Here is a 25,428-nt window from a genome sequence, read left to right as displayed (position 1 = left end):
TGGTACAATAACTGATACCTTTACTTCTCTGTCCATTACACCGCCTACTTACTATTTATATTCAGAGTTTATTAAGAATGGATCTAATAAATTATTTTTTTTACTAATCTCTTAAATGAATTGATGAACCAAAACAATAACATTGTAAAACCCAACATAAAACGTCTGTTTTTAAAGCCCCTACGAAAATATTCCATTCTTATTTTGTAGTCATACTGAATATGCTGCTTTAAATTCGAATTATTATAATTTGATTTTCCATCCATAATTCTTTTGTGATAATTAGAAAGCGGTTCGGCTATAAACCCCACATTACAATTCATAATAAATCTAATGTTAAATTCCCAATCACCCAAAACAGGTAAATCCTCTCTATAATTGCCAACTCCAACCAAAGAGTCTCTTCTATATACAAAAGAATTTGTAGTAAACAAGTTGCCTTTTGCAATTTTTAATAGTGTCAACTTTTTTAGGTTTGGGTTAAATACAACTTTAGACTTCTGGATTATCTTTTCATTGGATATTTCTTCATGAATTAGATAGGTTGAAGTTATAACTCCATCATATTCTATATTTTTTTCTAGATTTTCTATACAAATACTCAAAAAATCAGGACTCCATGTATCATCGTCATCCAATAAAGTAACAAACTCAGTTTGGCTATTAGCTAAGCCAATATTTGTAGCAACTTCCATATATAAATCTTTTTTAGTATGACTAACTTTTATTTTTCTAAGAAGATCAGAACTATATTGTTTTAGAAGATGTTGAAGTTGCTTAATGTCACCACCATTATTAATCAATTGAATCTCCCAATTGCCATAGGTCTGATTCATGACACTCTGAACTGCACGTTTTAATAAGATAGGTCTGTTTTTGGTTCTCATAATGATGGCTACTTTAGCTTCCACTCAATCACTCCTCTAAAACAACTCTTTGACATTAGACCATTGAGTATTGATCAACTACCTCATCAGCCGTACCTACCATTCTGACTTTGCCCTTTTCAATCCAGATCGCCTTATTACAAATCTCTTTTACCTGTGCAGAAGAATGTGAAACAAATAATACCGTTGTTCCTCTACTAAGCAAACTATTTATCTTAGTTTTACACTTCTCCTGAAACTTATAGTCACCAACGGCTAAAACTTCATCTACTATAAGTATATCAGGCTCAATTATAGTTGCGATTGAAAACGCCAGCCTGGCAATCATTCCCGAAGAATAATTTTTTATAGGCACATTCATAAATTCATGCAGTTCAGAAAAATCAACAATCTCATTGTATTTCAATTTCATAAAGTCTCTAGAGTATCCCAACACTGCACCATTGAGATAAATATTCTCTTCTGCAGAAAGATCAAGATTAAAACCGGCGCCTAACTCTATTAACGGTGCCATATTACCTTTAACAGAAACACTTCCCGTTGTAGGTTTAAGTACTCCCGCAATAATTTTTAAGAGTGTACTTTTCCCTGCACCATTTAACCCAACAAGACCTAAGACATCGCCCTTCTCCACTTTAAATGACACATCTTCAAGAGCAATAAACTCATTAAAAAACAATTGTCTTTTAACTAACTTTACAAAGTATTCTTTGAAGTTATCAATTTTTTCCGAGCTCAAATTAAACAACATGGAAACATTTTCGACCTCTATAATAGATTCCTTCATTAATTTTCTCCCTACTATACATGTAAAATAAATTTATCTTGTTTCTTATAAAAAACATAAAAGCCAACGATAAAAGTAATAAATCCGAACAAGAAACAGATCATATTTTCATAGATACTCGGAAAAGTTTGATACATTACAATCTGCCTAAAAAAATCAACCATATAGTATAACGGATTTATATAAAAGATAAACTGATAATTCTCAGGAAGTACAGATGCAGGATAAAATAATGGAGTGAAGTACATCCAAGCCGTCAGCAAAACTTCGTATAAATAACTAATATCTCTGAAAAACACTGTATAGGCAGACAACAATAAACCTACTCCTGTCGCGAATAAGAAAACGTAAAATATAGCTAATGGAACCAATAGAAGCACAGGAGTTATTTTCACACCTACAAATAGCATAACAACCAATAAAGCTATTAACGAGAATCCTGAATTGGCCAATGTTGATAGACATTTAGCAAGAGGGAAAATATATTTAGGAATATATACTTTTTTTATTAGGGATGCGTTTCCTACAATTGAATTCATAGACATGCTCGTGCATTGTGAATACATATCCCATATAATTCTACCTGTAAAAACATATACCGGAAAATACGGAACATCACTTTTGAACAAGTTAGAGAAAACCATCGTAAGAACAAACATCATCAATAGAGGATGAAGCACGCTCCAAACAATACCCAAAACAGATTTCCGATATCTTAGCTTAATATCATTAACAACTAATTCACGTAGAAGAAATCTATATTTCGAAAAATTTTGCCAATAAGTTTTCATTAAAAGCCCTCTCATCATACAAACTCATTATTAAATGCTTCGCTTCTGTAATAATCAAAAGTTTCTTTCAATGCCTCTTCTAAAGAGTATTTAGGCTTCCAGCTAAGATGCAAAATAGCCGAACTATTATCAAGACAGCTATGGATAATATCCCCTACTCTATTTTCTTGATAGGTCAATTCTACTTTTTTAGAATTAAACTCGGACATAATCCTCACAAGTTCATTCAAACTAATTGTAGTATTTGTACTCACATTAAATACCCCATTAATCTCGCTATCAATAGCTGCGATATTAGCATTAACAACATCTTGGACGTAAATAAAATCTCTTGTCTGCTCTCCATTACCATAAATAATAAGAGATTCGTTTTTTAACATCTTGTTTATGAAAATAGAGACTACTCCTCCTTCTCCAACATGATCTTGTTTAGGTCCAAAAACGTTAGAATACCTTAAAATAGTATATTTAAATCCATAAAGAGCAGCATAAGTTTTGATATACTGTTCAGGTACAAACTTGGATATACCATAAAAAGAGATAGGGTCAATAGTATGATTCTCAGCAATAGGTAAGTTTTGAGGAACACCGTAAACCGCCGCAGAAGAAGCATATATAATCTTTTTAACACCATGCTTCTTGCAATTTTCCAGTATGTTAACTGTTCCTTTAATATTAGTCTCCTCATCCAGCAAAGGGTCTTCAATCGATCTATTCACATTTACTTGAGCCGCAAAATGTAATACTTGATCAGGCTTAATCTGATTGAATAAGTTATTCAGTTGGTCAGATTTAATATCAGCTTCAAAAAAAACAGCTCTTTCATCTAAATTGCTTAAGTGACCAGTAGATAAATTGTCAATCACAAAAACATTATGGCCTAAATTTAGCAATTGTTCAGCAACAGTTGACCCTATAAATCCTGCCCCACCAGTTATTAGTATCTTCATATCAATCACTCCATAACAAAATTGTACTTTATGCGCTCATTATTACTCAAAAAGGACTCACAGAAAAAATACCCAACTCCCTAATTTTATCCGTCCCATATGTGTCGCCAATCTGTTTGTAATAAGTAAATTTAGAGTTCTGAGTAATGTAATCGATCTCCATTTGAGGATTATCGCCAGATTCCCAGATAATAAATGAAGTGATCAACTTATCAAGATTCTTGATAATAAGTTCTCTTTTGTCTTCGAAAAAATGATAAAAAACAGTTAAAAATATCGCAACATCGTAAGTTTCACTCGTTTCATACTCTTCAATTTTATCTTGAAGTAACGTAATATTTGTATGTGTAAGCTCCGTTAATAATTTTGCTAAATCATAGTGTTGTTTATCAGGTTCCAAAGCAGTAACTTTTGCTCCTTCTCTACTAAAAAATTGTGAATAATATCCTAGGTTTGAACCAATATCTAAGATCTTATAATTACTAAACCTCTTCGAATTGAAAAATTCAAGTATATGGTCTAATCTTGATTTATACGAATTATCACGATAAGCAGGCCTATCATAAAAATACGGATTACAAATAGGTGTATAAAACTCGCTTCTTACCTGATCATTAATTAATTCAAGACATTCCAAAGCTTTTTCTTTATTTATCCAATTTATAAATTCTTGGACGCTAACTTTTGCTGGAATCAACCTCATTCCAGAACAGTAAAGAAACATTGCGCGATGGTGACCATCGATTATATTAAAATAACCGCTAGGATTCCATCTGACCTCTATTGGATTATCAGTAAAAAAATCAATTCCTTTATTTAGCTCCTTGCTCATGCATTGAAATTCTCTATGACGTCTATCTATTACAGCTATTGAAGATTCCGCAATTAGCCCTCTTGAAGAAAATAAGTTTTCAAACCATTTAATATAGGCATCAGGGCTCTTTTCAAGGCCTTTAAAAAAATTCATCAGGTCCCGATGAGGTTTTAATCTAACCAAATTAATATTTTCCCAAACTGTGTTTTGATGCTTCCAGTCCGCCGTTATTTGATCCACTTTGGAATATGCCGTAATTTTGTCTTCTGTGAAAAGTAGCTCAACTGGAATGAACGCAACAACATGTTGATCTTCTGCAAGTCTAATGAAGGAATGATCTATGATACTCCCGTCCCCGTCTAAATAGCTTGAAATTTGATTTTCAAGCCTTTTCGCTTTACACTTCCAGTTAACAATTTCATTTTGCTTCAACAAGTCATCTTTGAGGCTCCTATCCGATGCAATTCTAGACACTAAGTCTGCGTTAATACGTTCCAATTCTAAAATCTTCTCATATTTTTTTTCGCTATCAAGAGCATATCTATTTCTCTCATCGACTATCTTGTTTAATTGTGGAATTTTTTTTGCTATTTTCTTTAACATAAAGTTAACCCCATCTCCAAGCAGAGCTTTATTTTTCAATACAATCATTAAGCATAATATCCTCGTTATTTGAACAGATCTACCTTTAATAAAGTTTAGTATAGATGGGACACAAATGTCCCCAAGTTCTATCATTATCTACACTGTCTAGGAGCATAGCTATGTAGAAGCAAATTTTTATGCTAAAATATTGACGTATCTACAAGAAAAGGAGATTGTAAACCTTGTCGAATCCAGTATACGGGAAACAGGCCAAAACGTCGACCCGTGACGATAAAAGGCCGGCTATATTTTGGGTGTTAATTGTTGGGATGATTTTGTTTTTAGCTTGGGCCCCCTTCCAGGCTGCACTTTTTAATGGACAAATGCTCGATTTTGAGAAGCCACTATATTGGGCTTTGATCATCAGCACGATTCTATTGATTTTAGGAATCTTAACCTATTATAAGAAATTCAAGCTGGAAGAGCAAAGGGATTGGCTGGCTGTATTGGTACTGCTGCTTCCCCTGACTTATGTGCTTTCGCTAATTTCAGCAGCTTCTCATTATCTCGCAATGAATATGGTAGTAGTGCAGTGCATATATGCCGCTCTGTTTATCATCTCAATTTATCTACTTCAGGATCGGTTAGGCAATAAGATTATTCACAATGTGATTATGACCATTGCTTATGTCATTGTCGGCTTTGGCTTTATCAACTGGTTCGGACAGTGGGTACTTGCCGGCAAGCTGGTGGGCTGGCTTAGCCAATATGTGTATAATGACCGCTATACCAATGCAGTCATGACAGATTCAAATGGGCTCCGGCTGACATCAGTGTTTCAATATGCGAATACATATGCCGCCTTTCTAATGGCTTTCCTATTCGCTGCCGTTTTTTGTCTGATGAAATCAAAATCATGGTATGGCAAAGCTACTCATGGCTTCATGTTGGTGCCAATTCTGGTCTCGCTATTCCTGACCCTGTCACGGGGCGGTCTGGTTATGCTGCCAGTCGTATTCGTGCTGCTCTTGCTTTTCTTTAAACCTGCACGCCAGATTATATGGATTTTACATTGCGCCATTGCAGGTGTAGCATCAATATCTATCTTGACTCCGATTACAAATATGGGATTACAACTCAATAAGACCTACAACGGCGGAGAGGCGGCCAAGGCTTGGGGATTACTTATTGGTGTCTCCCTTGCTGTTGCTGTCGTACTGTGGCTTGTTGAGCATTATCTGGCACCAAAGCTGGAGAATGCCCTCAAAGGCTGGACCTCCCGGAAGTTATCCAACCTGTGGCTGCCTGTCGGATCAGTTGTGGTGATTGGCTTGCTGGCTTTTCTGTTTATTGGAACTGGCCTGCGCAATGTATTGCCTGATAACGTCCAGGTCCGGTTAGAAAACATCAACTTCCGCCAGCATAGTGTACTGGAGCGGCTTGTATTCTATCAGGATGCTGCCAAATTGATTAAAGATCACCCTGTCATTGGAACCGGTGGTGGCGGTTGGGCTACTTTGTATGAAAAGTATCAAGATTATCCTTATACTAGCCGTCAGGCCCATAACTTTTTCATGCAGTATTTAGTTGAAGTGGGTATTCTCGGTTTCGTGATTTTCATGTCATTCATCTTATATATTTTCTACAAATATATTCGTAGCTATATTAGACAAAATGATGAAGATCGGGATTCTCACTTTCTGTATCTTATTTTGGCACTCTCGATCTTACTTCATAGCTTGTTGGACTTTAATCTCAGTTACGTGTTCATGGGCATACTGGTATTTATGAGTCTTGGTGGTATGGCCGCTGCTATGGATAGCAAGCCGCTTAAACGCCTATCCATGAGCGCTTCCGGTTTCCGGATCACATACAGTGCAGTCATTGGTATCCTGAGCATTGTGCTGCTATTTGCAGGTCTTCGCTTCGTGCAATCGGCTAATGCTGCCACATATGCCAAACAGATCATGGCAGCCAGCACATCATTTGAGGAAATTCAAAATGCTATTAATAAAGATCTTGAACTTCGTCCTACACATCCGGATTCGGTTATAAGACTGGCTGCACTGTACAAGAGTGTGTATCAGCAAACGAAAAAAGAGGAATTTTATAATGCTGCAATAGAGGTGCTAAATACGGGCCTGAAAGCAGAACCGTATAATAAATTCATGTATAGCTCCAAAATTAACCTTTTACAAATAAAGGGTGAGAATGAGCAGGCCCTCAGCATTTTGGAAAATAACATCTCCAACTTTAGATGGGACAATGACTGGTACAATATGTTGATCACTCAAGCTTATTCTCTTGGTGATAAGGCACGTGAGCAAAAGGACACCGCCAAGGAGCGAAAATATTTCCAGGCAGGTCTTGCTGCTTACCAGCAGGTTCTGGATGGGATAGCTCATATTAAGACGGTTCCACCTGAAATCCAATTGACACGTACTTTTGAAGTAACCCCAAGCATTGCGCTCAATGCTGGCAAAATTGAGTTCATGTCAGGTAAGCCTGCAGAGGCTGCCAACATTCTCAAAAACGGCTTGAAGGACGACCTGAGTATTGCTACGAATCGTGAGGTGGCTCGCTATTACGTTGCTGCCCTTCAACAGCAGGGGCAGGATGACAAGGCTTTGTACGATAAGCTGATAAAAGCTGATCCGAAGGAGAAAGAGCAACTTGATCAGTTGAAATCAGAGAAATAGAGCAATACAAAGAGACTGCCATGATATCACATCATTTGGCAGTCTCTTTTTCATACTAAGCAAGAAAGAACATATTGAAGCTACGTCCTATTTTTGTTGATCAATATCATCAATAACCTGTCTCATATAAGCCAGTACTTCATCTTTAATCTCAACATGCTGCAGAGCGTAATGAATGGTTGTTTCAATGAACCCCAGCTTTTCTCCAACGTCATGGCGATTTCCATCAAATTCGTAGGCCAGGATCGGATTCCTTTCACCCAGTTTGGACAATGCGTCCGTCAACTGAATCTCCCCGCCTACTCCAGCGGATTGCTGCCCAAGGATATCAAAAATATCGGGCGTCAAGATATAGCGTCCCATGATCGCCAGGTTGGAGGTTGCTTCTTCCTTCTTCGGCTTTTCTATCAGACGTTCTGCTTCCGAGATTTTGGCGGTAAGTGCATGGCCCTCAACAATCCCGTAACGATGAACCTCGTTCCAATCCACTTGCTTTACACCTACAACAGAGCGCTGATACTCGTCGAAAACGTCGATCATCTGTTTGAGACATGGATTCTCAGACTCAACGATGTCATCACCTAAAAGCACAGCAAAAGGCTCATCCCCTATGAATTTACGTGCACACCATATAGCGTGACCTAAACCTTTGGGCTCCTTTTGACGGATGTAGTGTATGTCTGCCATTTCTGATGGCTTGCGCACCTCATTGAGCAGATTCCATTTTTCCTTGGCGGCCAGATTATGCTCCAGCTCAAATGAATAATCAAAATGATCCTCAATCGCTCTTTTACCTTTACCAGTAACGATAATAATATCTTCAATCCCAGATGCTACAGCCTCTTCGATAATATATTGAATGGTTGGCTTATCTACAATCGGAAGCATTTCCTTAGGCATCGCTTTGGTAGCTGGTAGAAAACGGGTTCCTAATCCCGCAGCAGGAATAATCGCTTTACGGATTTTCATGGGTTAATCTCCTTTGTCTTCAATATAACGGATAGATATACTTCTATGATTATAACAGGAAGGTGGATTCATTTAATAGTATATGCCAAATTCCCACGAATCTATTGGACTCTATAATCCAGCCCTACACCCTCAGTAGTTGCCGAATGTCCTCCTCCGTGAGCGTTGAAGACGCGCCATCTACTGGATCAAGGATATCCTGGATAAGATCCTTCTTTCGTTGCTGAAGCTCCAGCATGGTTTCCTCAATGGTTCCCTCGGCGACCAGTCGTATAACCTGAACAACTCGTTTTTGGCCCATACGATGAGCACGACTGGCCGCTTGCTCTTCGACGGCAGGATTCCACCACAGATCGTAGAGAATAACAGTGTCTGCTCCCGTCAAGTTAAGGCCTGTTCCTCCTGCCTTAAGTGAGATCAGGAACACGTCATTCTCCCCTTCATTAAAGCGTCGGCACATGTTCACGCGTTCACGTGCGGGGGTACTGCCACTCAGGTAAAACACGCCTGTCCCCCTCTCTTCCAGCGCTGGAAGGATCATTTTCAGCATACTAGTGAACTGGGAAAAGATAAGCATTCGTCTGCCGTTGGCGCGGGCATCGGCCACAATCTCCAGAAGTTGTTCAAGCTTGCCAGAAGCACCCTGGTAGTCCTCTACAAATAGTGAGGGGTGACAGCACAACTGACGCAGGCGAGTAATACCAGCCAGAATCTTCATCCGACTCTTCTGAAAACCATCTGTCTGAAGATCCTGGATTGTGTCATTCCGTAGCTGGGAAAGAAATGCCGTATACAGCTTTTTTTGTTCGTCAGACAGCTCGGAACGCTGAACAGTTTCAATTTTTTCCGGTAGCTCCTCCAGCACATCCTTTTTCAGACGTCTCAGGATGAAGGGAGCCACTACACGTGCAAGCTGTTCTCGCGGGATGTCCCTGAAGTTTTTACGTCCGCTGAACAGAGCCGGAAATACAGCATCAAAGATAGACCACAGCTCCTCCAGCGAATTTTCAATCGGTGTACCCGTCAATGCAAAACGGTGTGAAGCTGACAGTTGTTTGACCAATTGTGCGGTTAGGGAGCCGGCATTTTTGATTGCCTGCGCTTCATCCAGGATAAGAATGCTGAACGTCTTGCCTTCATACCATTCAAAATCACGCCGTAAAAGCGGATATGAGGTGATAACTACTTCTGGCCCTACCTCTCCCTCTGCTGTGGCAAGCAAACCGCTACGTTGCTCTTTCTTTCCAGCAACAACCTCTACACGAATGTCCGGGGCAAAACGTTTAAACTCGTTTTCCCAGTTGTATGTAAGGGAGGCGGGGGTAACAACCAATACAGGACCAGGTGAGTGATTAGAAGCGAGCGGCTTGCCTATCTGTGCCTCGTTCCCTGTCTTGCAGTCCAACTCGGAACGAATATAGGCAATCGTTTGCAGCGTTTTCCCCAATCCCATATCATCTGCCAAAATCCCGCCAAAGCGGAAGGATGACAAATTCTTGAGCCATTGAAAACCCTGTACCTGATAGTCCCGCAGCACTTCGGACAGTGATTCTGGCAGATCATAATCCAGCCGCTCTGGATGTCGCAACCGATTCAAAAAGCGGCGCAGATGCTTGCCAATACGCAATGAGCTTGCGCCTTGGCTATCGTCAGACAATTGGAGAGCTTTCAAGGTGGCCAGTTTCACCGTTCCCCCCTTCACGTCAGCCCGCTTGACACTCAGTTCCTCAGCTATACGCCCAAAAGTTGCATATTCCTCCCCCTCCAATGACAGGAAGGCTCCTCCACGCAGACGAATATATTTTTTCTTTTCCATAATGCCAAACATGATATCCCGCAATTCCTGCTGGTTCATACCCTCTAATTCAAAGGATACGTTGAACCAGTCCAACTCACTCGTAAGCTCTGCTTTGATTTTGGGTCTACTCTGTTGCTTATAGCGAATGTTGCGAGCTGACTGCGAAATATATACTTCCGTCAACTCCTCAAGCTCAGGCAGGACGTGATACAAAGTGTCATATACTTCATCATCGGTTGTTGCGATCCATCGTGATCCGTTCCTACGCATACGTGAAGACTCCAGCGCATGCAGCACTCGATTCTCACCTTCCATATTTCGTATCAAAATGGTCTTGCTATGGGTGCGTTGCAGGCCTGCTTTATCCAGCGGATTCAAAAGAGTGCCCTCATAATCAAATTCAATTCGCACAAACAGCTTGTCATCGTCTCTATCCAAAAAGCTTTTACTCACCAATACAGGCTCGACAATCCGTTCTCTGACCCGCTTGTCGAGACTCACCTTACCTGTTTTGCGCAACACAGGCAGCGTTTGCTGCACGAAAAGCTCAATCTGGGCTGCGGATATATCCACACTATTCTCGCTCCCATAGGCAGAGAGAGTATCTCTCATTTTGGAAAGTTGTTTTAGCTTCACCGGATTTTCCTCAAAAATCCGTCCCCGAGTAACGGCCAAACCGTAGGAAGACAGCAATGCTGTTTCATTCAGCCCCTTGACATTCAGCTTATAGCTGTCGCTCATGCCTGAAACGACGTCAAACTCTATCGGCAAAGTTTCATCAGGAGCTGCCATCTGGGCATTCCCCAGTGTCCCCGTCCCTTCCCAGGTAACAGAATCACAATGCTGAAGCAGCTTGTACACCTCAGGCCAGTTCATGGGTGGTATGAGCAACGCACGAGAATTGCCCGGAGAAGCCTCCCCGATGCTATAGGGATTCAGTAGTCTCTGGTACATCTGTTCACCATTTTTGATGTCAATCAGCAATTCGAGTAGTTGCCGATCTGTATCAGAAAAACACTGCGTTGCAGGATCGTAAGAAAACAGCTTGGTAAAGCGAAGAGACTCGCCTTTTTCCACACTGTTCAAAAATGCTCTCAGCTTCTGCACAATATAAGCCCGCTTCGCACCTATTTTCATCTCTATACTAATCTGTTCACCACGATATGAACTATCCTCTACATGACAAATATATTCGACCTGAAGCTGCTCTCTGTGGATGCTTGTATATTCTGAGTCTGCTTGCAACAGACCTGCACCTGCCTGTCTGAACAATTCCATCAGCTGATCCGCAGTGCGATAGGATGTCTGGCGTGACGATTCAGCGTTATAACGAGAACTGGACGTTGCGGAAGACGGAACTGTCAAAAGAGAATTAGACCCAAAAATGGAGGTTGGTTTAGGTTGTTCCGCTGTGGAAACATCCAATTTATAATCAGGTACAATAATTTGGCTCACGGTTCCAGCCTTGATGATCCGATGTACAGCAATCAGCACAGCAGCAATATGCTTGCACCCCTCCTGATAATAGCTGTTTTGATAGGCGGGGCAGGCACATTCAGCATCCAGGCCGAATTCATCCAGATCGACGCTGACCTGATAATTCCGACTCCCTTTGGCTACAGCTATTATACGGGTGCATGATGCATTGCTTTTCAAAGATACAATCTTGCCCTTGTCAAAATATTCTCTCCCTTTGTTGTATGCCGATGTTCCACAAATGTCACGTACATCCTGTAATGTAAAATGACTCATTTGCGTGTCCTCCTTATATATACTATAAAAACTTGTTTATACCCCAAATGAAGTAGTGAGCGTGAATAAAGGCTTGCAGGCTACTGAGGGTCTCATTTTCGACACTTTCAACACGAATATAGTTACATTGTACAACATTAAACAATCCAATCCACCAAAATTAAACAATGGGAAAAGGTATATCTATTCATCTACAAGTAAAAACAGACCTCTCCCCGATAGTATGGGAAAGGTCTGTTGTCAGCTTACACTACAAAAATATTTTCAGGCTTACCGAAGTGACTTCTTGTACCTTTCACGTTCTACTTCACCAGTTGCCCGCGTGTAACACCCAACTGGTTCGTCGCTTTAAGCGTCTTCCAAACCTGTGTGCCGCTGATCTCTCCGCGCAAGGCACGGTTGTAGAGGTCAATCACCTCATGCACCTGCTCCGGTGTCTCCTCCAAAAACTCCACGCGGTAGCGGGACACGCCCAGCTCCATAAAGTTGGACAGATACTCGGCACCGGATTGCTCAATGGCGTTATATACCGTGTTGCGGCAGCCTTCGTCCACGCGAACGGGGTGAGACATACCAATCCGGTCGCGCAGGGATGCGTGATGGTCCTCACATGGACGTCCGCAGTTGGTGTAGTCCGTGCCTTCGCTCATGAAGGTGCAGTATACGCAATGTTCGGTATGGAACATCGGCATATGCTGCTGAATCACGATCTCCAGCTTATCGGTACGTGTGCGTCGGAGCATATCAACCATTTGCTGGATGTTCAGGTCATACGACGGCGTAACCAGGTCGCAGCCGGAATCCAGGAACAAATCAGCCGCTTTGTGGTTGGCTACATTCAACGAGAAGTCACCAATCAACTGCGGATGACGTGCGTCCGGATTTTCCAGCCGATGACGCATGTAAAAATACAGCGCCCCCGGATTGCGTACCAGCACAGCATCCGGTTTCAGACGCAGGATGTTGTTGTGGTAGCCGTTTTCACCCGGCATGTGAATACGCGGGGTCGCCAGCGCAATTCGGCGCCCGGCGGCGTGTACAGCCTCCACGGCTGCCGGGAATTGCTTGATGAACTCGAAGTCGGCGTAGATGAACTCCACGCCGGCCTCCAGCGCAGCCTCAACCTGCGGGATGCTGCGGCACAGCGCGGTCAGTTCTGCCTGACCGCGTGCCACTGGCGATGCGGGAACCGATGCATCGCCATACACCTCTACCGCCCGCTTCGTGTACACGGGCGGTTTGGGGCGCTCGCCCGCGAGCAATTCCACCGCCTGACGGCGGATGCTGTTCAGCTCGCGCATCGGCACGATGACGTCCCCATGCAGGTGGACGTCCATTTCTTCCAGCTGGAACACGGTTCCGCCCAGTCGGCCGAACTGCTCCTCAAGCAGTTCGCGCGTCATTGGACGCTTCTGAGCGATTTCAAGTTCCAGCTCGGAATCCACACGGACCGTCGTGCCTTTCTGCACATCGGTCCACCAGGTCGACAGCGGCTGCCCTGGAGAGCCGCTGACACGCACATGTACCGGGAAGACGCGGTACGGCTTGTCGGTGTCGTACGTCTGGCGCAGACGCTTGTCCAGCGCAGGGTCGTTGGTCTTCCAAATACGGTCGCCGACATGTACACGGCGCAGATCCACATCGTTGCGTCCCGCTACGATGTCGATGATCCAGCCCTCTCCGGCTTCGCCTTCGATCTTTACACCCTTGCGGCGGATATCGTATACGCGGCCGCCTTCTTCTTTTTGCGTGGGATCTCCCGCATCGAATACAATACCGTCGCCACGCTTCAGCGGTGCATCAATACGGCATACTACGCCGTCACGAAGGATTTGTTCTACCCGCCCCAGATAAACACCCCGGCTTTTCGGGAACGTACCGTCAACCAGCTTCTTGTTATTCGTTCCTTCCAGAAACCCGTGCGTAAAGCCACGTGAAAAGCTTTGCTGAAGCTCGCGGATATCTTCTTTGCTGGTCTTGGAAGTGTCACCATCAAAATACTTATCAATCGCTTTACGGTACTTGCTGACCACGTTGGCTACATATTCAGGCGTTTTCAGTCGTCCTTCGATTTTAAAAGAAATGACGCCCGCGCCAATCAGCTCCGGCAGCAGATCAATGGCAGCCAAGTCCTTAGGTGACAGCAGATACGTCACATCAGCCATCGGCTTTTGCACGCCATCCACCATCAGATCGTAAGGCAAACGGCATGCCTGTGCGCATTCGCCACGGTTCGCAGAGCGTCCGCCCCACATTTCAGAAGTCAAGCATTGACCCGAGTAGGATACGCATAACGCGCCATGCACGAATACTTCCATCGGAAGTCTCGCTTGCTCACCTATTTTTTGAATCTGTTTCAAGTTATTTTCACGTCCGAGCACGACCCGCTCAATGTTGTATGGTTTCGTAAACTCTACCGCCTCTGGCGAGGTAATCGTCATCTGGGTAGAGCCATGGATCGGAAAATCCGGCGAAATATCGCGGATCATTTTCACCAAGCCCATATCCTGTGCAAGCAACGCATCCACACCTGCATCCACGCAAGCATCGACCAGTTCCTTGGCGTCCTCCAGCTCGTTTTCAAACACCAATATATTAAATGTCAAAAAGCCCTTAACCCCATAACTATGCAAAAACGCCATAATTTCAGGCAGTTCGTCCATACGGAAATTGTTCGCCCGTGCCCGAGCATTGAACTTTTCCACCCCGAAAAATATCGCATCGGCTCCATTCGCCACCGCCGCACGCATACAATCCCAGTCACCGGCTGGTGCCAGAAGCTCGACGTCTTCTCTTCGTACTGCTAATTTCATCATTGTCCTCCCTATATGCTGAAAACGAATGATCACCCATTGGCTAATCGTTGTTTTCAGGGCAGCTATGCTGCTTACTTGGTAATCTTATGAGAATTCATCGACTCATTCCAAAGCTGATCATGCTGAGTCAGGGAAATCAAAGTCTATTAAGAATCACATTTTTAAATCCTATCTGTTTCTATCATCTTGTCCGATCATCCACACTCTGAACCATCGGTTCCTCGCATGAATTACATCCAACTCAAAAAATCCGCATCACAAATCTGCGGCATAATCATTCCTATCTTGTAACTAATCTAGTGTACCAGACTGCGCCCCAAGCTTCTACACTTTCCAAGCGATTCCTCGCAAAAATATCTACTAAAAACAAAAAGACACCTCCATATCCGTCAAGCGGTGCTTTGGAGGTGAGTCATATAAAACTAGAAGGAAACGAAGTAAATATCTCTGCTCAGACTACTTCTTAAAAAAAGGAAAAGTAGGTAGGATAGGCAACCTAGTAAAACGTGCAGCCTTTGCCCTTCGCTGCTCACCTCACTCTTTAAAAAGATTAGCACTCTTATGGCGGGTGCCAGCGGAGCGGGCCATTTGAATCGGGAGAAGCGTCAGCGATCGAAGGATCAAATGGCACGCGTAGCACTCTCCCACCATAACTCGCTAATTCTTTCTCCTACTTCACAAACATAAACGAACTCAGCGCTGAATCCAGTGCATTAGACTGAACCCCCGTATTGTTCGCGTCATTCAGCGTCGTTGTCACGGTATACGTTTTTCCGTCGCGCTCCAGAACGATTTGACGGCCTGTATAGCCAATGCCTTCTTCCACGCGGTGGAATGTAAAGGAGGCTGCCGAAACCCCGGCGAACGTTACGTCCTTAACCTCTTCAACCTTGAGGTTTTTGTAGCTTTTACCCTGCTTATCGTAAAAGTCCTTGAGCTGGGATACCGTTAACTCGAACGATTTGTCATTGTCTACTTTGATAGAGAAGCTTCCACCGGTAAACTGGTACTCCACATCACCCAATTCAAACTGGTCGCTGATCGCTGTCCAGTATCGTGGAATATTCACCGTGTACTCATAGGCTTTGGAGGTCTTTTTGACCGTTTTCGTTTTGTCTGCCAGATAGTCGTCCTCTTCCAGTTGTCCGAAGTTGCTCGCTACAGTTTGGAAATCAATTTGAAGCGAGGAAATGAGCGCATTGAACTGATCATTCCCTTTGCTCACTTTTTCCGGCACAGCGTATTCAGCCAGATAGCGGTATCCATTTTGCTGAATCAGCACATTGTATTCCTTAACCCATCCGTCACCAAAATTGTAGCGATACTCCTTAACCAGCCCCTGAACCCCCGCAACCTCAAGTGGATACGTCTTCTGGGCCTCATAAGCTGTAGAGACAAATGAATCACTCAGCCACTTTTGCAGCTGTTGGCTCCAGTTTTCCAACTTGGCATCAGCCGGAGCCGAGGTCACTTTCAAGCGGAAACTCGATCCATCATTACTTTCGTACTGCATCCGCTGATCGTCCATTTTCCAGCCTGCCGGTATGCTAAGCGACACGCCATAGTCCGGGTTTCCAGCCTCACGTGTGCCCCCCACAACGGTCGACAGGTCTTTAATGCTTTTATCTTGTGCATTGAAGGAGGTTTTGAAGGAATTTAACAGGCCCGCATACTGTGAGAGATCCTTATAATTCGTTGCTTTGGCATCAGAAAAATAAATGACATACAGTCGCCCATTGTCATAATACTGACGGTTTTCCCACAGCACGCCGTCTCCACCCTTCGTAATGACACGCGCATAAGGCACCTTCGATTTTGGGAAGGATTTTCGATCTACAACGATTTCTCCCGTCTCCTTGGCTGTTTGCACCAATTGTTGGAGAAGGTCGTCCGCATTCAACGGAACCGGCTGTGAAGCCGTATGCACTTCCAGATAATACGCACTATTCTCATCCATAAATGTAGAGATGCTCTCATCCCCGCCACCCTGACCGATGACCAATCCTGTCGGATAGTTCATGGACCAATCGTAGTAGCTGTTCCCGATCTGCGTCTTGCCCTCATCATTATCAATGCTCGGCGTCTCTTCCTCTACCTTGCCTGCGTCTTCTTGCGCCTCCATCCGAATGATAATTCCCGCACCATTCTTCTCCAGCTTGCCTCCGAGACCCTCTGCTACTTGACGCAACGGAACCATCAGGATACCTGACGACATTTCCGGTGGAGCCGGAAGTGTCACCTTGTGACCTCTCACCCAGGCAGTACGGCTCCCAATGGTCAGCGATACGACGTGAGCGCCACTACTAATTTTGACCACATTACCTTCAGCCAGCCGAATTTTGCTGTTAAATGCTTTTTTGAACACACCAGCTGGAACCATCAGTGCACCACTTTTGGAATAGGGTTTGGCAATACTTGCATTCTGGCCGTTCACGATGGCTGTGTTGCTGCCGCCTTGCAAACGCAGCTCCAAGATCGTTTTATCACTGTCCGCCGCAACTGCCGGCAAAGCAGATAGCAGAACAGACAATGCAACGGCGCCAGCTCCCAGCTGATGCATCATTTTTCTTTGAATATGCTTCACATTAATCTCCCTCTAGCTATATTTGATATCATAACGCTCCGTTTTCAATTACTTTCCTGTAACGGCCGCCTGTTGGACTGACTCAGATGCTTCCTTGGAAGGCGCTACATTGCCAGCACCAGCCGACTCATCCGAGTCCCCGGAATCCTCTCCGCCCTGAATAGATTCATAGATTTCGCCATTATCCTGTGACAGTACCAGCTTGCGTTTTACAATATCGCCGTCCGTCTGCATGAGCAAGCTCACCGTCTGCCCAGGCTGATAGCTTTTAAGCAACTCGTTGACGTCGATAGCGGAAGCCACACGCTTGCCGTTTATGCTATACAGCTCGTCGCCTTCCTTGATTTTGGCCTGAACAGCACTAGCCGAAGTAATTTTTGTGACTTTCAAGGGGTCCTCTGTAGGCAGCCCCACGATCGCCGACCAGCTCTCTTCCAATCCTAGACCAAGACTGGCACGCCGAACCTCACCATACTTGAAAAATTGACCAATCACATATTTCACCGTATCCGAAGGAATCGAAAAGCCCATATTTTCAATACCAACAGCCGAAAATTTCATCGTATTGATCCCGATTACCTCACCCTTGAGGTTTACAAGCGGACCGCCGCTGTTACCAGGATTGATTGCGGTATCGCTTTGGATGAGACGATAGGCAGCGTTGACACCACGATTCAATCCACTGACGACACCCGAGGTTGCCGAATTACGCAGGGAAAAAGAGATAGGCGTTCCGATAGCCACTACCTGCTCCCCCACCTGAAGATGATTCGGCGAGCCTGCTAGGGTAGCCGGTTTGAGGCCGCTTGCTTTGATCTTGACCAATGCCAAGTCACTGACCGGATCGCTGTAGCTATTTGTAATACCGTAGGATTTACCATCCGAGGTTACGACCACAGCATCATTTAATCCTTCAATAACGTGCGCATTCGTGACAATCCATCCATCTGTCCGAATGATGACCCCTGTACCGTGAGCAAGGTTGTACCGATCTCCGCCTGCCACGGCTTGTCCCGTTGCTGAGCGGCCGATGATGCCTACCACAGAGGGAGATACGTTTTTGACCACCTGCGGCACACGATCGGCCGATAACGTATATGTACCATTTGCGCTGTTATACGCGCCGCTGGTTCCTAATGCTTTATTCACATCGCCTACATTGACATAGACACCGCCGTTAATGACCTTTGCCTTCAAAGCGGTTCCGCTGCTGGCTGCACCTGCTGTTCCAGATACACACAAAGCGCTGCCCAAAGCCAGTATGACCGCCCTTTTCCCCATCTTACGCATATGTTCACCTTTTCCTCTCTAACATGACCCTGTTCTATCAGTTAGTCCAAATCTACCATAGAGGAGACACGCATACAATCGCTTTTAGCCCTATCTTTAACTAAAAAAGCTATGTTTGCCGCTAACATGACCCCTCATGTCATTTATACTATAAAATTACCAAATCCTTATATCAAGAAAATAAGCAAAAACGATAAATAATCGTTATAGCGTTTGGGCCATTCCTTCGTTTACGGGCACAACCAACTATGATACCATCACATTATATCTTAGTTGTGTTGTCGGAAATAAAATTATAATCTTGAATCCCTGCAAATAACGCTTATGAAGGAGGCTAAAAGGATGGCTTACGAACCAATATGGACCGCTCATTCCGATAAACTGAATAAATTCGAATTTGCCAAGCTGGAAAAGGATGGCCTCGACGTCATACGCACCATTATCGAAAGCTATGCGAGTGAAGGCTTCGATTCGATCACTGCGGACGATATGGATCGTTTCAAATGGGCTGGAGTGTATCAGCAAAAGCCCAAGGATGGCCATTTCATGATGCGTGTCCGCATCAACACAGGTATCATGACATCAGCGCAGGCACATGCATTGGCGGACATAGCCACGCTGTACGGACGCGGCCTCGTTGATGTCACCACCCGTCAGGCTATTCAGTTTCACTGGCTGACGGTTCAAGACTTACCTGATATTTTCGAGCGGCTGGAAAAAGTCGATTTGTACTCTTTTGAGGCTTGCGGCGACTGCCCGCGTACGATTGTTGGCAATCCACTGGCCGGCATTGATCCCAATGAACTGGTCGACACCAAGGACATTGTGGATGAAGTCAACCGTTTTTTCCTATTAAATAAGGACTTCTCCAATCTGCCGCGCAAATACAAAATGTCCATCTCCGGTAATACGTACAATAACGCGCAGGCTGAAATTAACGATTTGTCCTTTACGCCAGCCACTAAAGTAATCGACGGGGAAGAAGTCATCGGCTTCCATGTGATGGTCGGTGGGGGCTTATCCGCCAAGCCGCATTTGGCACAATCGCTGGACCTGTTTGTCCGTCCTGAAGAGGTTTTGAAGGTTTCCATTGCAGTCACTACCATTTTCCGGGATTACGGCTATCGGGAAAAACGACATCATGCCCGCCTGAAATTCCTCATCGCCGATTGGGGCCCGGAAAAGTTTTTAGCCAAGCTCACCGAGTATATCGGCGAAATGCCCGGCCGGGGCGAGGATAAAACAATCGGCTGGCAAGCAGCCTACTTTGACGGTGTGCATCCACAAGCGCAGCAGGGTCTAAACTATGTCGGTCTGAACGTGCCCGTCGGCCGTCTGGATGCTGACGAGCTGCATGAGCTGGCCGACCTGGCTGACCGCTACGGTGATGGACAGATTCGTACCACCATGTCGCAAAATATTTTGCTGAGCGGTGTGCCGGACGACCAGGTGAATGAATTACTACAGGCTCCTGTGCTGCAACGCCTGACGCCACAGCCCAAGCATTTTATGAGCCGTACCGTTTCATGCACCGGGAATGAATTCTGCAATCTGGCGATTGTGGAGACTAAAAAGCGGGCGGTTGACGTTGCCGAGTATTTGGATCAGCACGTAGAGCTGGATGAAAAAGTGCGCATTCATTTCATCGGCTGCCCGAATTCCTGCGGACACAAGCATATTGCAGACATCGGTCTGCAGGGCTCGCTTATCAAGACACCCGAAGGCATGGTCGACGCGTTCGACATTGCTGTCGGCGGAGCACTCGGACCGGGTGCCCAGTTCAATAAAGCGCTCAAAGGCCGCGTACGTGGTGATCAGGTCGGCCCTGTGCTGGCAGAACTGATTCTGTTTTACAAGGAAAATAGAAATACCGGTGAAAATTTTTATGCGTATGTACAACGGGTAGGCATTCCGACTTTTCAGGAAAAGCTGTCTGCTATTTTACAGTCCAGCACCGTCGCTTCCTGAGGCTTGTAAGTAAGGCTCTTCTATAATGTGTTCTCTTAACCTAATAGGCCTTCCAAGGCAGCCTGTTTGTATCTAGCATACATGCAGGCTGTTTCCTTTTGGTCAAAGCATGGCCGCAAAAGGTCATCTTCTGCGCTTTAAAAAAAGACACCGAATTAATCCGGTATCCATATTTTAGCAAAATCAAGCACTGCCGGTTTTTCGGCGCCACCGGATGTGGATGTAACCACTGCATAGCCTGTCGGTATTTTGTATATGAGTCCTGTGTCATATCGGATGCCGAAGGAATTGTCTTCCTTGTAATGAGTAGCGGCTTCCCAAACCTTCGCACCATTTCCTTTCAAGCCAGTGATGGTGATTCCATGCATCTTCGTGGTGCTTCCCAGCGGATCATACCGGTCACTAAACCGAACGTACACCTGCTCCTCCGGCAGATATACCCGGTCAGTCGGATAATCCTCTGTAGCACCGAACAATTGCAGTCCGTTGCTCAAAATCTGTGTACGCTTGCTGTTCCCTTTAAGCCCTGTCACAGCGATATGGCCTCCAGGCAACTCACGTACTTCTGCAATGTCTTTCCCCGTGCCCAAGTCAAAATGGATATTACGGATTTCTCGACCATACACATCTGCCTGTACTCCTACCGGGCCATGAGGACTGTTCATAAGTGTATAATATCCATCGTGATTGCCGACCAACCAACCCGAAGTTACCCCGTCCTTCGTTCGATTCCACAGCTCCTCACCAGCTTCTGAATATTTGAGTACGGTAAATGCTTGCTCATCCCGGTTCAGAGAGGATACAAGAAATCCGCCGTCCGCAAGCGGTTCCAAACCTATAAGGGAGTTGTGTCCATGGGATGTCAAGCCATCCGTTTGTAATGTTTTGGACCACACGGCATTCCCGTCCACATTCAACCGTGAAGCCTGTAACTCCCGTATCCCATCCGGCTTCGTGTAGTCGATAAGCAACAGCGAGCCACCATCCGACGTCTCCCGCTGGACTCCCCTACTGCTTGCACCTGACTGTACGTTCAGATCCAGCTCATGCTTCCACACACCCTCCAGCGAGCTGTCCAGCTTGCCGTACGTGACATGCGCCACGCTTGCCTCAGTGTTGTCTTCGATGTTCAGCACCAGAAATCCACCATTCGCTGCGGGCTGAATATAATTGTGTGGATTCTCTTCATCCTCAAAGCTTCCAATTGCTGCGCTTGTTTCAATCTCAGCTTGCTTGGGCACGGCCGCCTCGGACACCTCGGATGCATAAGACGGAATAGCGCTAACCCCCATGACCAATGTCGCTAAAGCAACTCCTGCTGTCCATGAATAAACACGTGTTCGTAGAAACCCGTTTTGCGTTCCCTTCAAACGTTCCAGCTCCCTTCATGACTTTACCTCAGAGATGTTTTTAAAAACCTTAGATGTGATAAGACTACAAACGGTTTGGCTTCAACTTGTAATGGTTGTCACGTGGGCACGGAACTTCATGCGATGCTATACAATCATGAGTTATTTATTTACCTCTTCAAGTCCGAGCCCAAACAATTGAAACTCCAAAATGGAGACTGCTCAGATACTTTCTTCCAATGAGTATACATATAGATTTATTATTCCAGTGCTTGGTAAACTATGTGTTACATGCTTTAACGCAAGATTTGCATAAAAGTTCTCTTTTTTTACAAAATAAAGCCCCAACCAGTCAAAGAATGAATACGCTAATTCGCATTCTACCTTCATACCTGTGTGGGGCTTACAAGACTTATATTAATGATGTTTACAGATCGGCTGTATGAAGCGCTAGGCTGCGCTGTGTATCCCGTTCAAGAATCGGCTTCAAATACCGTCCTGTATAGGATTCCTCAACCTTCACGAGCTGCTCAGGAGTTCCAGTAGCCAAAATCGTTCCACCGCCGCTACCGCCTTCCGGTCCCAAATCAATCAGATAATCGGCTGTTTTAATCACATCCAGATTATGTTCAATGACCAATACGGTTTCTCCCGAATCCACCAGGCGATGTAGCACCGTCAGCAATCGGTCAATATCATGAACATGCAGCCCCGTAGTCGGCTCGTCCAAAATGTAAATCGTCTTACCCGTGCTGCGACGATACAGCTCGGAAGCCAGCTTCACACGCTGCGCTTCACCGCCAGATAAGGTAGTCGCAGGCTGTCCCAGCTTGATATATCCCAAACCTACATCCTTCAACGTCTGAATCTTGCGATGAATCTTAGGAATATTTTCAAAAAACTCTGTCGCATCCTCTACTGTCATCTCCAGCACATCGGCAATACTTTTACTCTTGTACTTAACTTCAAGAGTTTCCCGATTATAGCGTCTGCCCTTACACACTTCACACGGGACGTATACATCCGGCAAAAAGTGCATTTCAATCTTGATAATGCCGTCGCCCTTGCAAGCCTCGCAGCGACCACCCTTAATGTTAAAGCTAAAGCGACCTTTTTGGTAACCTCGGACCTTAGCCTCATTTGTTTTTGAAAATAAATCACGAATATCATCAAATACCCCGGTATAGGTTGCCGGATTGGAACGCGGCGTGCGGCCGATCGGAGACTGATCAATCTCAACGACCTTATCGATATTTTCAAGCCCACGAATTTCCTTATGCTGACCCGGACGCACTCTCGCCCGGTTCAGATCACGCGCCAGCGTTTTGTACAGAATTTCGTTGACCAGCGTTGACTTCCCAGAACCGGATACGCCAGTAACAGCCGTGAAAACACCTAACGGGATTTTAACATTCAAATTTTTGAGATTGTTCTCCTTAGCCCCGCGAACCTCCAGCCACTTATCCGTAGGCTTGCGCCGTTCGGTATTGACCGGAATGAACTTGCGTCCACTCAAATATTGCCCGGTCAAGGAATTCGGGTCTTCCATGACTTCCTGCGGAGTCCCCTGTGACATGATCATTCCGCCGTGGATTCCGGCCCCCGGACCGATATCAATAATATAATCGGCCGCCATCATCGTATCTTCGTCATGCTCCACCACAATCAGCGTATTCCCGAGATTCCGCATATGCTCCAATGCACTAATCAGGCGGTCATTATCCCGCTGATGCAACCCAATGCTTGGCTCGTCCAAAATATACAGTACACCCATCAGGCTGGAACCGATCTGTGTCGCCAACCGGATACGTTGTGCCTCACCACCGGATAACGTGCCTGCTGCACGACTTAAGGTGAGGTACTCCAATCCAACATTAACGAGAAATCCCAAACGGCTGTTAATTTCCTTAAAAATAAGATTGGCAATGGACTGTTCCTTCTCACTCAACACCAGCGTTTTGAAAAATTGAGACGCTTCACCAATGGACAAATCAGTTACATAGGCAATGTTACGCTCCTGAATAGTCACCGCCAGAGTTTCTTTCTTCAAACGATGTCCCTTACAGGTGTTACACGGCTTTGCGCTCATAAATCCTTCAATAAATTCACGGATACCGTCAGAAGCTGTGTCACGATAGCGACGCTCCAGATTCGGGATAATTCCCTCGAAGGTCACATAGGCTTCCTTGCGTTGTCCAAAATCATTTTCATAACGGAATCGAATCTTCTGGTCACCCGTTCCATGTAATATGGTGTTCATTTGCTCCGTGGTCAGCTGGCTGACAGGAATGTTCTGTGGAATACTATAATGCTCGCATACAGACTGCAAAAATTGCGGATAATAGGTGGAGGTTCCTCCACTCCACGCCTGAAATGCTCCACCTTCTACACTTTTCTCCGGGTCAGGAATGAGCAGGTCGGGGTCAACCACCATTTTAACGCCCAATCCGTCACAATCCGGGCAAGCACCGAACGGACTGTTAAAAGAAAACATCCGTGGCGACAGCTCGTCTATACTGAAACCACAGATCGGGCAGGCAAAATTAGAACTGAAGCGCAGCTCTTCTTGCCCCATCATGTCCACCAGCAACTGACCTCCTGAAAGATTCAACGCTGTCTCAATAGAGTCGGACAGACGTGCACGCACATCCTCCTTCACTACGATCCGGTCTACAACCACTTCAATGGAATGCTTCTTGTTTTTCTCCAGCTCGATCTTTTCGGACAATTCACGCAGTTCGCCATTGACACGCACCCTTACAAAGCCTTGCTTGGCAATATCCGCGAATAGCGTTTTATGCTCACCTTTGCGTCCCGAAATCAATGGGGCCAAAATTTGCAGCCTTGTCTTTTCAGGGTATTGCAAAATGCGGTCTACCATTTGTTCAACCGTTTGTGATGTAATTTCAATGCCATGCTCAGGACAATGAGGGTGACCAATTCGGGCAAATAGCAACCGCAAATAATCATAAATCTCTGTAACCGTACCGACAGTAGAACGCGGATTACGGCTCGTAGTCTTTTGGTCAATGGAAATTGCAGGAGACAGTCCATCAATGGAATCCACGTCCGGCTTCTCCATTTGGCCCAGGAACTGACGCGCATACGCGGATAAAGACTCCACATAACGCCGCTGTCCTTCTGCATAGATCGTATCGAAAGCCAGTGACGATTTACCTGAGCCACTTAGCCCCGTGAGGACGACAAATTTGTCCCTTGGGATAGTCACGTCAATATTTTTGAGATTATGCGCCCGAGCGCCTTTGATGATGATGCTTTCATTCGCCAAATGTTTCATCTCCTTAGCCATAGTTCACGTCATGCTATACTGCGATGGAATACCCCATACAAGTGATATATCGCAAAGAGAACGACCGCATGGGCCGCCC

At 45.0% G+C, this 25,428-nt stretch carries 14 protein-coding genes; 2 read left to right on the top strand and 12 right to left on the bottom strand.

All coding sequences use genetic code 11. The annotated features are described in order from the left end of the window. Nucleotides 1-83 precede the first annotated feature (83 nt). Genes ACIFO6_RS13215 through ACIFO6_RS13195 form a run of 5 tightly spaced genes read right to left on the bottom strand, consistent with a single transcriptional unit; the run spans nucleotide 84 to nucleotide 4,880 of the window. Nucleotides 84-911 carry a glycosyltransferase gene (locus ACIFO6_RS13215; protein WP_430041097.1) on the bottom strand — a complete coding sequence of 276 codons (828 nt, stop codon included), beginning with the start codon at nucleotides 909-911 and terminating at the stop codon, nucleotides 84-86. 31 nt (nucleotides 912-942) lie between these two features. Further along, entirely contained in the window at nucleotides 943-1,674 is a 732-nt protein-coding gene (locus ACIFO6_RS13210; RefSeq protein WP_404580873.1) for an ABC transporter ATP-binding protein, read from the bottom strand. Nucleotides 1,675-1,688: 14 nt separating this feature from the next. Then, nucleotides 1,689-2,465, bottom strand: a complete 777-nt coding sequence (locus tag ACIFO6_RS13205) for an ABC transporter permease (RefSeq protein WP_404580874.1) — start codon at nucleotides 2,463-2,465, stop codon at nucleotides 1,689-1,691. Nucleotides 2,466-2,479: 14 nt separating this feature from the next. Then, nucleotides 2,480-3,415 (bottom strand): NAD-dependent epimerase/dehydratase family protein, encoded by a 936-nt coding sequence (locus ACIFO6_RS13200; RefSeq protein ID WP_430041096.1) that lies wholly within the window; start codon nucleotides 3,413-3,415, stop codon nucleotides 2,480-2,482. Between the two features lie 46 nt (nucleotides 3,416-3,461). After that, nucleotides 3,462-4,880, bottom strand: a complete 1,419-nt coding sequence (locus tag ACIFO6_RS13195) for a class I SAM-dependent methyltransferase (RefSeq protein WP_430041094.1) — start codon at nucleotides 4,878-4,880, stop codon at nucleotides 3,462-3,464. A gap of 176 nt (nucleotides 4,881-5,056) precedes the next feature. On the opposite strand from ACIFO6_RS13195, the gene ACIFO6_RS13190 reads away from it, so the two are divergent. Then, entirely contained in the window at nucleotides 5,057-7,513 is a 2,457-nt protein-coding gene (locus ACIFO6_RS13190; RefSeq protein WP_430041093.1) for a Wzy polymerase domain-containing protein, read from the top strand. Between the two features lie 87 nt (nucleotides 7,514-7,600). On the opposite strand, the gene galU is transcribed toward ACIFO6_RS13190, so the two are convergent. From galU to ACIFO6_RS13165, 5 genes are all read right to left on the bottom strand, one after another. Then, nucleotides 7,601-8,482, bottom strand: a complete 882-nt coding sequence (gene galU / locus ACIFO6_RS13185) for a UTP--glucose-1-phosphate uridylyltransferase GalU (protein ID WP_430041092.1) — start codon at nucleotides 8,480-8,482, stop codon at nucleotides 7,601-7,603. Nucleotides 8,483-8,606: 124 nt separating this feature from the next. After that, nucleotides 8,607-12,032, bottom strand: coding sequence for an SNF2 helicase associated domain-containing protein (locus tag ACIFO6_RS13180; RefSeq protein WP_430041090.1), 3,426 nt, complete (start codon nucleotides 12,030-12,032; stop codon nucleotides 8,607-8,609). Nucleotides 12,033-12,334: 302 nt separating this feature from the next. Next, the gene (locus ACIFO6_RS13175) at nucleotides 12,335-14,845 is read right to left on the bottom strand and encodes a DUF3656 domain-containing U32 family peptidase (protein WP_430041089.1); all 2,511 of its coding nucleotides are present in this window, start codon (nucleotides 14,843-14,845) and stop codon (nucleotides 12,335-12,337) included. Between the two features lie 673 nt (nucleotides 14,846-15,518). After that, nucleotides 15,519-17,432 carry a stalk domain-containing protein gene (locus ACIFO6_RS13170; protein ID WP_430041088.1) on the bottom strand — a complete coding sequence of 638 codons (1,914 nt, stop codon included), beginning with the start codon at nucleotides 17,430-17,432 and terminating at the stop codon, nucleotides 15,519-15,521. A 48-nt stretch (nucleotides 17,433-17,480) separates the two neighbouring features. Beyond that, on the bottom strand, nucleotides 17,481-18,722 hold the full coding sequence (locus ACIFO6_RS13165; protein WP_430041087.1) for a S1C family serine protease: 1,242 nt from the start codon (nucleotides 18,720-18,722) through the stop codon (nucleotides 17,481-17,483). A gap of 342 nt (nucleotides 18,723-19,064) precedes the next feature. Here ACIFO6_RS13165 and ACIFO6_RS13160 point away from each other — a divergent pair, with 342 nt between their 5' ends. After that, nucleotides 19,065-20,690, top strand: a complete 1,626-nt coding sequence (locus ACIFO6_RS13160) for a nitrite/sulfite reductase (RefSeq protein WP_430041086.1) — start codon at nucleotides 19,065-19,067, stop codon at nucleotides 20,688-20,690. Nucleotides 20,691-20,845: 155 nt separating this feature from the next. Here ACIFO6_RS13160 and ACIFO6_RS13155 read toward each other — a convergent pair whose 3' ends face one another. Both ACIFO6_RS13155 and uvrA read right to left on the bottom strand, forming a co-directional pair. Next, entirely contained in the window at nucleotides 20,846-22,060 is a 1,215-nt protein-coding gene (locus tag ACIFO6_RS13155) for a hypothetical protein (RefSeq protein WP_430041085.1), read from the bottom strand. Between the two features lie 406 nt (nucleotides 22,061-22,466). Further along, nucleotides 22,467-25,328, bottom strand: coding sequence for an excinuclease ABC subunit UvrA (gene uvrA / locus ACIFO6_RS13150; RefSeq protein ID WP_430041084.1), 2,862 nt, complete (start codon nucleotides 25,326-25,328; stop codon nucleotides 22,467-22,469). Nucleotides 25,329-25,428: the final 100 nt, after the last annotated feature.

It is taken from the genome of Paenibacillus sp. NRS-1781 (genome assembly GCF_050467745.1).
GTDB classification, from domain to species: Bacteria; Bacillota; Bacilli; order Paenibacillales; family Paenibacillaceae; genus Paenibacillus; species Paenibacillus terrae_A.
This window is presented reverse-complemented; position numbering and strand designations above follow the sequence as displayed.